The 14,460-nt window shown below is 68.6% G+C and carries 11 protein-coding genes; 5 read left to right on the top strand and 6 right to left on the bottom strand.

What is annotated here, in order from left to right:
• Positions 1-6: 6 nt before the first annotated feature.
• From pepN to ACWF82_RS03350, 5 genes are all read right to left on the bottom strand, one after another.
• Positions 7-2,493, bottom strand: a complete 2,487-nt coding sequence (gene pepN, locus ACWF82_RS03370) for an aminopeptidase N (protein ID WP_452497511.1) — start codon at positions 2,491-2,493, stop codon at positions 7-9.
• Between the two features lie 66 nt (positions 2,494-2,559).
• A complete protein-coding gene (locus ACWF82_RS03365; RefSeq protein ID WP_452497509.1) occupies positions 2,560-3,009 on the bottom strand; it encodes a DUF4383 domain-containing protein in 450 nt (149 codons plus the stop codon).
• A 95-nt stretch (positions 3,010-3,104) separates the two neighbouring features.
• Positions 3,105-3,641 carry a hypothetical protein gene (locus ACWF82_RS03360; RefSeq protein WP_452497507.1) on the bottom strand — a complete coding sequence of 179 codons (537 nt, stop codon included), beginning with the start codon at positions 3,639-3,641 and terminating at the stop codon, positions 3,105-3,107.
• Positions 3,642-3,717: 76 nt separating this feature from the next.
• Positions 3,718-7,062: a protein kinase domain-containing protein gene (locus ACWF82_RS03355; protein WP_452497505.1), complete on the bottom strand. Its 3,345-nt coding sequence runs from the start codon at positions 7,060-7,062 to the stop codon at positions 3,718-3,720.
• Positions 7,063-7,113: 51 nt separating this feature from the next.
• Positions 7,114-7,908, bottom strand: a complete 795-nt coding sequence (locus ACWF82_RS03350; protein ID WP_452497503.1) for an alpha/beta fold hydrolase — start codon at positions 7,906-7,908, stop codon at positions 7,114-7,116.
• A gap of 170 nt (positions 7,909-8,078) precedes the next feature.
• On the opposite strand from ACWF82_RS03350, the gene ACWF82_RS03345 reads away from it, so the two are divergent.
• The 4 genes from ACWF82_RS03345 to ACWF82_RS03330 all read left to right on the top strand — a co-directional run bounded on the left by ACWF82_RS03345 (position 8,079) and on the right by ACWF82_RS03330 (position 12,431).
• Positions 8,079-8,795, top strand: coding sequence for a type 1 glutamine amidotransferase domain-containing protein (locus ACWF82_RS03345; protein WP_452497715.1), 717 nt, complete (start codon positions 8,079-8,081; stop codon positions 8,793-8,795).
• A 99-nt stretch (positions 8,796-8,894) separates the two neighbouring features.
• The gene (locus tag ACWF82_RS03340; protein WP_452497502.1) at positions 8,895-9,812 is read left to right on the top strand and encodes an acetoacetate decarboxylase family protein; all 918 of its coding nucleotides are present in this window, start codon (positions 8,895-8,897) and stop codon (positions 9,810-9,812) included.
• Between the two features lie 14 nt (positions 9,813-9,826).
• Positions 9,827-10,780: an alpha/beta hydrolase gene (locus tag ACWF82_RS03335; RefSeq protein ID WP_452497500.1), complete on the top strand. Its 954-nt coding sequence runs from the start codon at positions 9,827-9,829 to the stop codon at positions 10,778-10,780.
• Between the two features lie 52 nt (positions 10,781-10,832).
• A complete protein-coding gene (locus tag ACWF82_RS03330) occupies positions 10,833-12,431 on the top strand; it encodes a succinic semialdehyde dehydrogenase (RefSeq protein WP_452497498.1) in 1,599 nt (532 codons plus the stop codon).
• A 53-nt stretch (positions 12,432-12,484) separates the two neighbouring features.
• Here the strand turns inward: ACWF82_RS03330 and ACWF82_RS03325 are convergent, their stop codons facing one another.
• Positions 12,485-13,063, bottom strand: a complete 579-nt coding sequence (locus ACWF82_RS03325; RefSeq protein WP_452497496.1) for a TetR/AcrR family transcriptional regulator — start codon at positions 13,061-13,063, stop codon at positions 12,485-12,487.
• Positions 13,064-13,167: 104 nt separating this feature from the next.
• Here ACWF82_RS03325 and ACWF82_RS03320 point away from each other — a divergent pair, with 104 nt between their 5' ends.
• On the top strand, positions 13,168-14,457 hold the full coding sequence (locus ACWF82_RS03320) for an NADH:flavin oxidoreductase/NADH oxidase family protein (protein WP_452497495.1): 1,290 nt from the start codon (positions 13,168-13,170) through the stop codon (positions 14,455-14,457).
• The last annotated feature ends 3 nt before the right edge of the window (positions 14,458-14,460 follow it).

Below are 14,460 nucleotides of genomic sequence, written 5' to 3'. Positions count from 1 at the left end.
ATCGAGTCAGCGCGTTCCGGCGCGGACCCGCAGCTCGCGGGCGAGGTGGTCGCGCTGTTCGATGACCAGGCGGCGCAGTGCGCCCGGTGCGTCGGCGTTGTCGGCGAGCCAGGCGTCGACGTCGTCGAGCGAATCGGCGGCAGGGAAGAGACCGTTGACGATGCGGCGGGCGATTTCGATGCTGCGCTGCTCCCAGACCGTGCGCAGCGCCGTGAAGTACTCGTCGTCGTAGCGGGCGATCAGATCGCGGCGTCCACCCGCACGGAAACCGGTGATGACCGCGTCGAGGTGGTCGTTGGTCAGGGTGGTGTCGCCCAGCGCCGACGCCCACGCCCCGGCCTTCACCTCCGCGTCGGGGCGCGCCGCCAGCGCCCGCCGATGCGCGGTGCGGCCCGATGCCGTGTCGTCCTGGGCGAGTTCGGCATTCAGGTCGGCGGCCGTCGCCGCGCCGGTCGCGGCCAGCGCGGTCCACAGCGCCCAGCGCAGATCGGGATCGAGGGGAAGTCCCTCCGGCGCGGGAGTTTCGCCGAGGAGGATCGCGCGGATATCAGCGGCGCGGCGGTCGTCGAAGGCGGCGGCGGTGGCCGTCGCCCGCGCCCAGGCCAGCTGCGCGCCGGACCCCGGTTCCGACGAATACAGTGTCGCCCAGCAGGATTCGAGCCATTCACCGCGCCATCCACGCCATCCGTCCCTGGCGGCAACGGGCAGATAGTGATCGACAGCGAAGGACGCGTTCGACAGCACCGCGGTCAGCAGCGCCATGTTCGTTTCGGCTGGCGCGAAGTCGCGGGCCATCGTCAGATAGCGATCGACCGCGAGTTCACCGTCGCGCGCGGCATTCCACAGTGCCGACCAGATCAAGCCGCGCGTCAGCGGATCGGTGACCCGGTCCAGCGAACGTTCCACGGTGGCAAGGGAATCCGCGTCGAGTCGGACCTTCGCATAGGTGAGGTCCCCGTCGTTGAGCAGGCGCAGCGGAGCGGGCGCGAGCGCGACCGGCGTCCGTTCCTCGACGAGGTCGAGTTCGGCGCGCTCGCGCAAGACCAGGTCGCCCGCGGCGTCGAAGTCGTAGAGCCCGACTGCCAGCCGGTGCGGCCGCGGATCGGTCTGCACGATCTCGCCGCCGTCGAGCGTCAGCGTGGACATCCCGGATGTCTGCAGCCAGGCCCGCGCCCATCCCGCCAGGTCACGCCCCGAATCCGCGGACAATTCGGTCAGCAGATCCGCCAGCGTGGTGTTGCCGAACGCGTGCGTCCGGAAATACCGGCGCACCCCCGTGAAGAACTCGTCCCGGCCGACATAGGCGACCAACTGCTTGAGGACGCTGGCGCCCTTGGCGTAGGTGATGCCGTCGAAATTGAGTTTGGCGGCCTCGAGGTCCGGGATGTCGGCGACGATCGGATGCGTCGTCGGCAGCTGGTCCTGCAGATACGCCCAGGCCTTGCGGCGGTTCGCGAACGCCACCCAGGCGTCGGTCCACTCGGTGGCCTCGACACTGGCCAGCGCGCCCATGAAGTCGGCGAAGGACTCCTTGAGCCACAGATCGTCCCACCACACCATGGTGACCAGATCGCCGAACCACATGTGGGCCATCTCGTGCAGGATGGTGTTCGCCCTGCCCTCGTACTGCGCGGAGGTGGCCGCGCCACGGAACACATACGCCTCGGTGAAGGTGACCAGGCCGGGGTTCTCCATCGCGCCCAGGTTGTACTCGGGCACGAACACCTGGTCGTACTTGCCCCACGGATACGGGTAGTCGAAATGCTCGGCGAAGAAGTCCAGTCCCTGCTTCGTCACCTCGAGGAGGGTGTCCGCGTCCAGATATCCGGCCAGCGAGACACGGCACAGGACACCCAGCGGAACGGTGAGTTCGCCTCGCGCCCAAGAAGATTCGACCCGGTGGTACGGGCCAGCCGCCACCGCTGTGATGTAGGTGGAGATCGGCAGCGTGGGGGAGAACTCGACCGTGCGCTGCGCGCCGTCGTCATCGACCGTCGCGGCGGGCCGATTCGACACGACTTCCCAGCCGGGCGGCGCTGTCACCACAAAGGTGAACGGCGCCTTCATGTCCGGCTGCTCGAAGCACGCGAAGACCCGGCGCGCGTCGGCGGGCTCGTACTGGGTGTAGAGGTAGGTCGCGCCGTCGACCGGATCGAGGAACCGGTGCAGACCCTCACCCGAGCGGCTGTACTCCCCGGTGGCCCGCACGACGACCACGTTCGTCGCGGCCAGGCCGCCGATGGTGAGGCGGGCGCCGTCGTAGTCGACGTCCACCCGCTGCCCGTTCACCGTCACCGACTCGACCGAGAGCCCGAGGAAGTCGAGCCACGTCCGGTCGGTGGTGGCGGCGAAGGTGACGGTCGTCGTGGTGGCGAACCCGGCCCGATCCTGATCTCGGGCGCCCGAGAGGTCGAGTTCGACGCGGTAGTCGTGGACGGTGACCGCCGCTGATCGCGCGGCGGTCTCGGAACGGGTCAGGTTCGCGGTAGGCACGGCTCGATCCTGCCAGCCGCGGCAGCCAGCCGCGGCCCGGTCGCGCCGGTGGGGCTCAGGCGCGCACTATCGTGCGACGCGCACCCCGCGAGACAGGAGCACGCCGAGGACGACCATGCCGAGGCCGAGGCCGAAGTGCAACCAGTTGTCGGCGGTATTGACCGGCACGAAATTGGCGTCACTGTCCTGGTCGACGATCAGCCCGTACACCCACAGGACCAGATAGATCACCCCGCCGCCGATCAGATACGTCCGTGACTGTGCGGCACCGGCCGCGGCGAGCAGACCGGCGACCCCGAAGATCAGGTGCACGACATTGTGCAGCACCGAGACCGTGAAGATGCCGAACAACTGGGCCTGGGAGTGGTGGCCCGCCCATTCGAGACTGCTGTAGTCGGTGGTCACGCCGGGAATGAATCCGAGGACGCCCACCAGCAGGAAGACCCCACCCACGACCAGGGCGGCGAGCTGAATCGGCGTCCGCGCGGCCATCGTGTTACCGACGGGAGTGGACATGGCGTTGTCCTTTCATTGCGGTGGGCGGGCCGCACTGCGACTCGCACCATTCGGACACCATGCGCGTGCCCGGTCAGCGCCGCGGCAAACCGGACTCAGTACTGCGGATCCATCCGGCACCGGCTCGTGGACTGCGCGCCAGGGGCGTGGCCTTCGCCCTGATCGAAACGCCACTGCGCGATCGGCCCCGCCGCCCGCCAGCGCAGGCCGGTGCCGTCCGCCACGACCTCGTACATGGCCTCGCTACCGCTGACCAACTGCTCGCCCACGCAGTAGTCGGTGTACTCGGTGCCCGGCTGGATCGCCCCCGCGCTGAAGCGCGCGGTGGGGTCGTCCGCCGCGCCGGGATTGGCGACGGTGCTGGGCCGATTCGCCGATGATCCGCGATTCCACCGCGCGTCCCCAGCCCCTGCGCTGCCGCAGGTGAATGTCCATCCGCCCGCCACGACCGTGGTTCCCTGCGCATAGGGCGTCCCGGCCCACAGACAGGCGTTGCCGGTATCCGCGGCGGCTGTCCCCACAGACAGTCCGAATACTCCCGCGACCGTCACCGCCGATGCCAGGATGGCCGCACTCCAATGCCGTGACTGCCCGCCGCGCTTCGAAACTGCCTGATCGTCAACACTTTTCATACTGCAATAGTTGTGCCGCGACGGCCCCGGCACATCCGGCCCCGGCCCGGAACTACGGGTCAGGGATTCCCCTTGGTCACCCCTGATCCTCCTGCTTCGCGGACAACATCCCCGTCGCCGTCGCATCGGTGGGCAGGCGTACCAGGCCGAGCCGATCGCATCGCCGGATCAGCGGTGCGAGGATGCCGTCGGCCTCGGCCGAGCTGCCTGCCTGCCGCAGCGCGCTCCCGAGCAGGAACCCCGCGCGCATCGCGGCCATCGGCCTGCGCTCGGCATCGATGCCGGCGACCAGGATTTCGGCACGTTCGATCGCGAGCCGGTGTCGATCGGCGCCGGGCTCGGCGAGCAGCAGCCGGATCGCGGAGTCCTCGTCGAGTTCGTCGACGGTGGTGACGATGCCGTCGTCGCGACGGATCCGGCGCGGTCGCAGGATCGCCGCGGTCAGGCCGGGATCCAGTCCGAAGCCGAGCCGCACTCGTTCGTTGTGCATCCGGGCGGCCAGGCGGGGCAGCTCCAGGCGTTCGGCGTGCGCCGTCCCCTCGTCGAGGAGTTCGCGCGCGCCGTCGCGATCGCCGCGCAGTGTGCGCACCCGCGCGCCGACGGCGTAGGTCGCCAGCATGAAGTCGACACCACCACCGCCCTCGTCGGACAGCTCCCTGCTCTGGCTCAGCAGATCCGCGGCGGCATCGAGATCGCCTGTCTCGTATCGCAATTCACCGAGCATGGCGCAGGCGAGGCGGTTCGCGTGGGAGGCGGGACCCATCGTGGAGCAGGCGGTGTCGAGCGCGCCGGTGAACAGGTCGTCCGCGCCGGCGATGTCGAGCTGTTCCCTGGCCGCCAGCCCGGCGAAGCAGCGTCCGTACACGGACAGGAAGGGCCCGGTCGCCTCGTGATAGGGCGCCGCCCACAGCTGCCAGCGCCGCGCCTCGGCGAAGTCGAAACGCTGGATCGCCGCGTAGGTGGCGATATTGGCCGCCACGCCCGGGATTCGCGGCGAGAAGGCATCGGGCCGCGCCAGCGCCTCACCGATCAGGCCGTCCAGGTCCGACACGCGGTCGGCGAACATCTCGCTGACGCTGATCGCGACGTCGGCCTCGGCGCGCAGCTCGGTGCGTTCGGGTTCGGCGGGCGCGGCCGCGGCCAGCGCGGTCTCGAAGCGGGCGAGGGAGGCCGTGGTGGCCGCGGGTCTGCGCAAGACCAGATCGACCCAGACGCCGAACAGCTGGATACGAGGCCTGTCCCGGTACACACCGGCGGGCAGTTTGGCCAGGATGCCTTGCAGCATCACTATTCTCGACCGTTCCAGCAGGTACCCGGCGCCCTGTTCGACGAGATCGGCCGCCCGATCCGGATCGTGCGCGGCCAGCGCGTGCTCGACCGCCTCGTTGAGCAGATGATGATGGGCGAACCAGTCCGCCGCCCGCAGGCGCAGCGGCGCGATATCCGCGGGCCGGTCCTGGGACAGCCTGCGGCACAGGTATCCGGCGAACAACTGGTGATAGTGATACCAGTTCCGGTCCGGGCTGTCGGGCAGCAGGAACAGACCGCGGTCGGCGATGTCGGCGAGCAGGTCGGCGGCATCGGCACGCCCGGTCAGCGCGGTGGCGAGGCCGCCGCAGATGCGCTCGCAGATCGAGGTCGTCATGAGGAAGTCGAGGGTGTCCGGATCCAGCCCGTCGAGCACGTTCTCGGCGAGGAAGTCGCCGATGTCGGGGTGGACGGCGAGACTGTCGAGCAGGTGTGCCGGATCCTCGCCTGCCCGCAGCGACAGTACGGTCAGCTGCAACGCCGCGACCCAGCCGTCGGTGGCGTCGGCCAGCGCGGCGATCTCGTCGGCCGTCATATGCACCCCGCCCGCCTCGGCGAGAAACGCCCGCACCTCGTCGGGATCGAAACGCAAAGTGGCGGCGTCGATCTCGGTGAGCTCACCGTGGATACGCAACCTGCTCAGCGGGAGCGCGAGCCGCGTGGTGCTCGTGACGACCAGCGGCAGATGGTGACAGCCGTGCTCGAGCAGGAACCGGACCGCCGCCACCGACGCGGGGCTGGAGACCCGTTGCCAGTCGTCGAGCACCAAGGTCACGCGCTGATCGCCGGTGTGCAATCCGTCGACGAGCGCGGTGAGCACGGCGCGGGTCGGGTCGTCGGGGTCGGCCTCCAGGAGCCGGTCGAGGTCCTCGGCGAGCACCGGCACGATGGGCCGGATCGCCTCGACGAGGTGGGTGAGGAACCAGGCGACATTGTCGTCGTCCTCGTCGACGGTCAGCCACGCCACCGCGGCACCGTGCTCGACCAGCTCGTCGTGCCACTGCGCGGCCAGCGTGGTCTTGCCGAATCCGCTGGGGGCGTGGATGACGGTGAGCCTGGTGCGTTCGCTCGTGCGCAGGTGCTCGAGCAGCCGTTTCCTGGCGAGGGTCGCCCTGGACGGCGTCGGCGGACGGTACTTCGTTGCGGGCGTGGGTGGGGCGGTGGTCCGTTCGTGCGGCCGGGGTGGGGGCGGGAGGGGCGCCGCGGCCGGACGCTGTGTGCTCGGGACGCGCAGCACGTCGACCGGTGCGCCGGTACTGCGCTGGGCCGCGACAAGTTCCGCGCCGAGCGCGGCGGCGCTCGGCGGCCGATCACCGGGTTCGGTGGCCATCGTGTGCTCGATGACGGCACGTACCTCGTCGGGCACATCCTGCTCGGTGAGATCGGGACTCGGCTGCGCGGACACCCGCAGGAACTGCGACAGCACCTGTTCGCCGATCCGCCGCTCGTAGGCGACATGCCCGGTGAGCGCGCAGAACAGCGTGGCGCCGAGCCCGTACACATCGGCGGCGACGGTCGCGGGCGCACCACGCAGCACCTCCGGCGCGGCGAACGCGGGGGAGCCGGTGACGACGCCGGTCGTCGTGCGGAACCCGCCCTGGATCCTGGCGATCCCGAAATCGGTGAGCTCCGGTTCGTTGTAGTCGCTGAGCAGGATGTTCGACGGTTTCACGTCACGATGCAGGATGCCCGACCGATGCGCCGTCTCGAGCGCGCCCGCCATCTTCACGCCGAGCCGCAGGATCGCCGACCAGTCGAGCGGGCCGACGGTGTGGATGCGCTGCTCGAGCGAGCCGCGCGCGTGATACGGCATCACCAGATAGGGGTGCCCGCCGTGCGTGGTGCCCGCCTGGAAGACCGCGACGATGTTCGGATGACCGGACAGCCTGCCCATCGCCTGCTGTTCGCGCACGAACCGTTGCAGTCCGTCGGGATCGAGCTCGGCGGTCAGCACCTTCACCGCGACCACGCGGTCCAGATCGGGCTGTGTGCAGCGATACACGACGCCGAAACCGCCGCGGCCGATCTCCTCGGCCTCTTCGAAGCCCTCGGCGGCCAGCTCCGCCACGATGCCCGAAGCGGAGCTGCGCTGTGTCGGCTGGATGTCGGCCATGTCGGCTCGATTCGGTCACGACCTCCGGGCGGTGCGCTGCTGCGATCGCCACTACCGAGGATATAACTCCGCGGACACGTACACCTCCTGCCACCAGCCGACGACGCGGTCGACCACGGGTCCGGGATTCCTGACCCACCGGATGTGGTCGTTGCTCGCGCCGGCGGGGACATCGGCGGTGCGGTAGTCCCACCGGGTGACCCGCCCCGGAGCGAAGAGATCCAGCGCGAAGGCGTCGATGGCGCGGCGGGGTGAGAGGGCATCGTCCTCGAGTGAAATCACCAGCGCCGGAGTGGCGATCGCTTCCGGCGCCGGGTACGGCGTGCGGCCGGTCAACACCATCTTGGCCCACTCGCGCATCATCGTGCGTGCCCCGGGCGCACCGAACGCCGGCTTGGGCAGATGGCCGAAAACCGACGTCAGCATGGGCACGAGCAAGGCCATGACCGCGACCGGCAGACCGAAATTCGGGAAGTGGCGGTGGTAGGGCAGCGAACCGCCGACGGTGACCAGCCCGTCGGCACCGGGATGGGTGAGCTCATGACCCGCGGCGAGCTGGGCGCCGAGGCTGTGGCCGAGAACGATGACCGGCCGGTCAGGGGTATGTTCGCGGGCTTCGGCGACAGCGTGTGCGATGCCATCGATTTCGTCTTGATAGGACCAGTCGTTGTCACGAGAGGCCGGGGCCTCTCCTTTCTCGAATCCGCGTCGCGGCAGCGCGCGAGCGCTCCATCCCCGTTCGGTGAACGCCGCGACGAGCGGCGCGTAGAAACGGGAGCCGATCGCCATGGCGGGCGCGATCAAGACGATGGGCGAATCCGCCGATGGGTCGCTCGACCTGGTCACTGGTGCTCCTTCGATGCCGACTCGGTGCCCGGCGTTCATTGACCGTGGGTAACACCAAGGCTAATGTAAGCGGCGAAAACATCTGGCAGCGGGTCCGTCATTCCGCCGTCCTGTCGAGCTGGTCGGCGTGCGCATCCGTCCGAGTACGACCGCATCAGGAGGAATGAATGGTGACGAAGGTTCTGATGGTGATCTCGGCCGCGGACCGCTGGACTCTGAAAGACGGCACGGTGCATCCGTCCGGTTACTGGGCCGAGGAGGTCGCGTTTCCGCACCGGGCGTTCACCAGGGCCGGTTGGGATATCACCATCGCCACCCCGGGCGGAAAGGCGCCGACGCTCGATCGGCTCAGTCTCGGCATCTCCGGCGGAATGCCGGGAAAACGCCGGGAGGTGGAGCGCTATCTGGACAGTATTCAGGATGAGCTCGCTACGCCGGTGGCGCTCGACAGCGTCGACGCTGACGCCTTCGACGTCGTCTTCTACCCCGGCGGCCACGGTCCGATGGAAGATCTGGCCTACGACGAGACCTCCGGCGCGCTGCTCGCCGATCGGCTGGCCTCCGGTAGGCCTCTCGCGCTGTTGTGCCACGCTCCCGCTGCGATCTCGGCGGCGACCGGGCCCGAGGGAAAGAATCCGTTCGCAGGGCGCCGGATGACCGGGCTGTCCAATCGTGAGGAGCGGCTCAACCTCTTCGCCTGGAAAGCGCCGTGGCTGCTCGAGGACAGGCTCAAAGAGCTGGGTGTCGACTATTCCAAGAGTGTGATTCCGTTGCGGCCGCACGTCGTGGTCGACGGAAACCTCTACACCGGGCAGAACCCGCAATCCTCGGAAGAGCTGGCCGATCGGCTCATCGCCGACGTCGGCGCCGCTCGGCCGTCGACGTGACGATCCTCGCAAGCGTTACACCCGCCGAGTGTTGACACTGCTTACATTCACGGTTAGCGTCGCAATTGCTTACGAAATGCGAGCAAGGGAGCTGCGCCGATGTCAACGACTCACCAGAGCACGGTCGAGGTAGATCTGGGTGGCCGTCTGGTCACCGTTCCGAAGGGCGGCCTCTACGACCGCTACCGGATGAACACCGATGTCGACGAGATCGCTCGCGATCCCCGGGTCAGCGGTGTCGATTTCTTCCGGACGCTGCCCAAGACCAAAGTCGATTCGCCGATCGGGGAGACCTACACCCCGAATTTCTATTACCGCATGTCCAGCGCCCGGCTCACGATGCTCGCCCGCTCGCGCGCGATCCGCTCTCGTCTGCCTGCCGAACTGGCGCCGCTCGAGGTGGCACCGGGGATCGGGCTTGTCTCGGTGATGTTCTTCCGCTACGACGTGTGCGACATCGACTTCTACACCGAAGCGGCGGTCGGAATCGCCGTCCGCCCGGCCCGGCACGGCAAACTCGGCTTCGTCGACCTGCTCGCCGGCCTCGGCAACGACCACCTCGAATCGTATGTGCTGTCATTGCCGGTGAGTTCCGATATCGCCCAGGTGCGCGGGCACGACGGCTACGGATTCCCCAAGTGGGTCACCGAACTCGACGTCGATATCGACGCAACGCGATCCACCGCCCTTGTCGTCGACGACGGTGGCGAAACCGACCTGTCGTTGTCGGTCGCGACGCCGGCCCAGACCAGGTATCGCAGCGGCGACCGTGTGTCGACCCTCACCTCCTATACCTCGATCAACGGCAGCTGGCATTCGACGCTGAGCCAGACCAACATCCTGTCGGCGGGTAGCGCGCTGTTTCCCCGCGATGTCGATCTGCGCACGGGACGCGGCCGCCTGTCCGAGGACCTGCGATCACTCGCACCGTTCAAGAACGTCCGCCTCGATGTGACGACGGAAGGTCAACTCGCCCTGCACATGCCGGTTCCGACCTCGGTGCCGAGCCGAAAATAGCGAAGGAGAGCGCGATGACGGAAATCAAGCCGGTTCTCGAGCCCGAAGCGGCGGAGTTCGCGAAAGCCACCGATGCCCCGCCGTTCCTGTTCCAGATGCCGCCTGCCGAAGGGCGCAAGGTGGTCGACGAAGTCCAGGCGAGCGACGAGGGCAAACCCGCGATCGACGAGGAGTGGATCACCGTCGAGGGCGGGCCGACCGGCTCGGTGAAAGTCCGCATCGTCAAACCCGCCGGGTCCACCGGCACCCTTCCCGTCATCTTCTATATCCACGGTGCCGGGTGGGTTTTCGGTAATGCGCACACCCACGACCGGTTGGTTCGCGAATTGGCGGTCGGCGCCGACGCGGCGGTCGTGTTCCCCGAATACGACCTGTCTCCCGAGGCGAAATATCCGACCGCGATCGAGCAGAACTACGCGGCCGCGCAATGGGTCGTCGCGCACGGTGCCGAAAAGGGCCTGGACGCTTCCCGTTTCGCGGCGGTGGGTGATTCCGTCGGTGGCAATATGACCGCCGTTCTCACCTTGATGGCCAAGGATCGTGGTGATATCCACATCTCGCAGCAGGTGCTGTTCTATCCGGTGACGGACGCCGATTTCGATACCGCGTCCTATCGTCAGTTCGCCGAGCACTATTTCCTCGCCCGCGAGGGCATGAAGTGGTTCTGGGACCAGTACACCGAGAACGACGCGCAGCGCGAGGAGATCTACGCCGCCCCGCTGCGCGCTTCCGTCGACCAGTTACGTGGTCTGCCACCGGCATTGGTGATCACCGGTGAAGCGGATGTGCTGCGCGACGAGGGCGAAGCCTACGCGGCCAAGCTCCGTGCGGCGGGTGTGCCGGTGACCCAGGTGCGCTTCGGCGGGATCATCCACGACTTCGTGATGATCAATGCGATGCGCTCGACCCACGCGGCGAACGCCGCCATCAAGCTGGCGTGCGACACCTTGCGCGCGGCGCTGCACTGATTCCGGCGGGCCGCTGATTCGCCCGCCTCTCTCGAACATCTTGGAGCCCATCATGTCTCTGGACCATGCCACCCGGCCCGCCGCTGTCCGCGGCGCCGGTCTTCCGCCGTCGCTGAGCCCCGCGCTGCTGCGGCGACTGTCCGCCCGTGTCGCGGCAGGGCCGGACGCCGCGCAGGTCACGACCACGATCCCGTTCACGGGGGATCCGCTGGCCACCCTGCCGGTGTCGACACCCGCCGATGTCGAGGCGGCGTTCACCCGCGCCGGTGCCGCCCAGGCCGCGTGGGCGGCCACGCCGGTCTCCACGCGCAAGGCGATCCTGCTGCGTTTCCACGACCTGGTGCTCGAGCGGCAGCACGAAGCCCTGGACCTGATGCAGGCCGAGAACGGCAAGGCCCGTCGCGATGCCTTTCTCGAGGTCACCGACATCGCGATCGCGACCCGGTACTACGCGCGCAGCGCCGCCACACTGCTCGCGCCGAAACGCCGCCGCGGCGCCATCCCCCTGCTGACCCACACCACCGAACTGCATCACCCCAAGGGTGTCGTCGCGGTCATCTCGCCGTGGAACTATCCACTGAGTATGGGTGCGGGAGACGCGATTCCGGCTCTGCTGGCCGGTAACGCGGTGGTGCAGAAACCTGATACCCAGACCGCGCTGACCGCACTGTGGGCATTGGATCTGATGCACGAGGCCGGGCTGCCGAGCGGTGTCTGGCAGATGGTGGTCGGGCGCGGTAGCTCCATCGGCACGCCGCTGATGGACAACGCCGACTACCTGATGTTCACCGGTTCCACTGCCAGCGGCCGCCAGATCGCCCGTGACGCCGGCGAACGGCTCATCGGTGCCTCGCTCGAGCTCGGCGGCAAGAACCCGATGATCGTCCTCGACGACGCCGATATCGCGCGCACCGCCGCCGGTGCGGTCTCGGCGTGCTTCTCCTCGACCGGGCAGCTGTGCGTGTCCATCGAGCGGATGTATGTGGCCGAGTCGATCCGCGAGGAGTTCGTCGCCGCGTTCGTCGAACGGACCAAGGCGCTGAGCATCGGGGCGGCCTACGACTACAGCACCGACGTCGGCTGCCTGACCAACCAGTCCCAGCTCGACACCGTCACCGCGCACGTCGAGGACGCGGTCGCCAAGGGCGCGACGGTCCTGGCCGGGGGCCGTGCCCGCCCTGATCTCGGGCCGCTGTTCTACGAGCCGACCATCATCACCGGTGTCACCCCGGATATGACGCTCTACGACAACGAAACCTTCGGCCCCGTCGTGTCGATCTACTCCTTCGGTGATGTCGACGAGGCGGTCGAACGGGCCAACGCCACCGCCTACGGCCTCAACGCCAGCGTCTGGACCCGCGACGGCGCCAAGGGGCGGGCGGTCGCGGCCCGGGTGCACGCGGGCACGGTCAATGTCAACGACGCCTACGCCGCGGCCTGGGGCAGTGTCGATTCGCCGATGGGTGGCATGGGTGATTCCGGGCTGGGCCGCCGCCACGGTGCCGACGGCATGCTGAAGTACACCGAAGCGCAAACGGTGGCGCATCAGCGAGTCCTGGGATTCGGCGCGCCGACCGGTTTCTCCGAGAGCGCGTGGGCGAGCACCCTGACTGTCGTGCTGAAGGCGATGAAGCGGCTCGGCGCGCGGTGAAGGTCCGAAGGGGTGACGCCAGACGGCTACGGCGGAAGCCCTGAGCCGACGCGCTAGGCGGGCGGGCCCGACAGCTCGAGTACCGCGAAAACGGTACTGCGGACCCGCTCGTCGATGTCCTCGGCGTCGAACTTGCCGTGCAGGTACAGAAAAGCCAGGCCGTGGACCAGCGCCCACATCGCCGTCGCCAGCGACTCCTCGTCCGACCCGGGAAACACCTGCCGCACAATCGATCTGACGTATTCGTGGATCGCGGTGGTCGCGGCGACTCGTTCCGGACTGGTCGGATCGCACGGGTCGGAGAACATCACCCGGAACAGCGCGGGCCGGGCCAGCGCGAACCGGACGTAGGCGGCGGCGATCGCGGCGAGGTCGTCGGCGGTGCTCGGCGCCGGGCTCGCGGCAACCAGGTGTTGGGCCAGATCGCGATAGCCGACGGCGGCGACCGCAGACAGCAGGGCATCGCGATCGGCGAAATGGCGGTACGGCGCGGCCGTCGACACCCCGGCGCGGCGCGCGGCCGCCCGGAGCGAGAGGTCTGCCGCACCGTCTTCTTCGAGGAGCTCCACGGCCGCGCGCACCAGCGCGCTCGGGAGGTCGCCGTGGTGATACGACGTGTTCGACAGTGCCATGGCTCAAATTTAGCAAGTGTTGACAGTGCTTACATTTATCTCTACTGTTGGCCCTCGCGCACGAATGTAAGCAATGTCAATATGCGTGCCGGAAAGGAGTCGCGATGTCGAGCGGTTCGGGGTCGGTCGGATTGTTCTCGCCCCTGCGGCTGCGATCCGGTCAGGTTCTGCAGAACAGGATCGCCAAGGCAGCGATGGAGGAGGGCATGGCCGGTGCCGCCCAGCTGCCCGACGACCGCCTGGTCGCCCTGTACCGGCGCTGGGGCGCGGGCGGCGCCGGCCTGCTGATCACCGGAAACGTGATGGTGCACGCCGAAGCGCTGACCGGGCCCGGCGGCATCGTCCTCGATGCGGACGCGCCGCTGGAACCGTTCACGGCGTGGGCGCGGGCGGGCAAGGCCGCCGGCGCGGCCATGTGGATGCAGATCAGCCACCCAGGGCGTCAGGTGCAGGCGCGCATGCCCGGTGTCGTCTGGGGTCCTTCGGATATCGCGGTCGAGCTCGGCCGTCACTCCAAGCGGTTCGGTCAGCCGGTGGCGATGACCCCGTGGCAGATCCACGAGACCATCGGCCGTTTCGTCACCACGGCACAGCGCGCCGAAGAGGCGGGTTTCGACGGTGTGGAAGTCCATGCCGCGCACGGGTATCTGCTGTCGCAGTTCCTGTCGCCGCTGGTGAACAACCGCACCGACGAGTGGGGCGGGTCGCTCGGGAACCGCGCGCGGCTGCTGGTCGAGATCGTGCGTGGCATTCGCGGCGCGGTGGCGCCTGATTTCGCTGTCGCCGTGAAACTGAATTCCGCGGATTTCCAGCGCGGCGGTTTCGATGCCGACGACGCGCACACGGTGATCGAGATGCTCGCGTCGCTCGGCGTCGACCTCGTCGAAGTGTCCGGCGGCAGCTACGAGAGCCCGGCCATGTCCGGCCGCCCCGCCGACGGCCGCGCCGCCGCGCGGGAGGCGTACTTCCTGGAACTGGCCGCGGAACTGGCCGAGACCAGCGCCCTGCCACTCATGCTGACCGGTGGCATCTCGCGCCGCGAGACCGCCGAACGCGTCCTGGACAACAATGTCGACATGATCGGCATGGCCACCGCGCTGGCGGTCACTCCCGACCTGCCGCACCGCTGGCGGGACAGGCTGGAGGCGACCAGGATCATGAAGCCGGTGACCTGGACGGACAAGGCGCTGGCCTCGGCGACCGAGATGGCGATGGTCCGTTACCAGATGCGGCGCATGGCCACCGGCTCCCCTCCCGCGCTCACTGTCAGCCCGACCTTGGCGATGCTCGCCGATCAGCGTGTGCAGACTCGTGCGCTACGCCGCTATTCGCGCTGGCTCGCCGCCAAGCAGCGAAACCAGTCGACGGCGCCGTCGCCCGCCTCGGTGCGCTGATCC

The sequence above is a fragment of the Nocardia sp. NPDC055053 genome (assembly GCF_053608285.1).
Note: the sequence above shows the minus strand (reverse complement) of the source record. Positions and strands in the feature narration are given on the sequence as shown.

Coding starts and splice junctions, on each gene's coding strand:
- ACWF82_RS03365 (WP_452497509.1), bottom strand. CDS start 3,009: ATGTCCACTCCCGTCGGTAACACGATGGCCGCGCGGACGCCGATTCAG.
- ACWF82_RS03360 (WP_452497507.1), bottom strand. CDS start 3,641: ATGAAAAGTGTTGACGATCAGGCAGTTTCGAAGCGCGGCGGGCAGTCA.
- ACWF82_RS03355 (WP_452497505.1), bottom strand. CDS start 7,062: ATGGCCGACATCCAGCCGACACAGCGCAGCTCCGCTTCGGGCATCGTG.
- ACWF82_RS03340 (WP_452497502.1), top strand. CDS start 8,895: ATGTCAACGACTCACCAGAGCACGGTCGAGGTAGATCTGGGTGGCCGT.
- ACWF82_RS03335 (WP_452497500.1), top strand. CDS start 9,827: ATGACGGAAATCAAGCCGGTTCTCGAGCCCGAAGCGGCGGAGTTCGCG.
- ACWF82_RS03330 (WP_452497498.1), top strand. CDS start 10,833: ATGTCTCTGGACCATGCCACCCGGCCCGCCGCTGTCCGCGGCGCCGGT.
- ACWF82_RS03325 (WP_452497496.1), bottom strand. CDS start 13,063: ATGGCACTGTCGAACACGTCGTATCACCACGGCGACCTCCCGAGCGCG.
- ACWF82_RS03320 (WP_452497495.1), top strand. CDS start 13,168: ATGTCGAGCGGTTCGGGGTCGGTCGGATTGTTCTCGCCCCTGCGGCTG.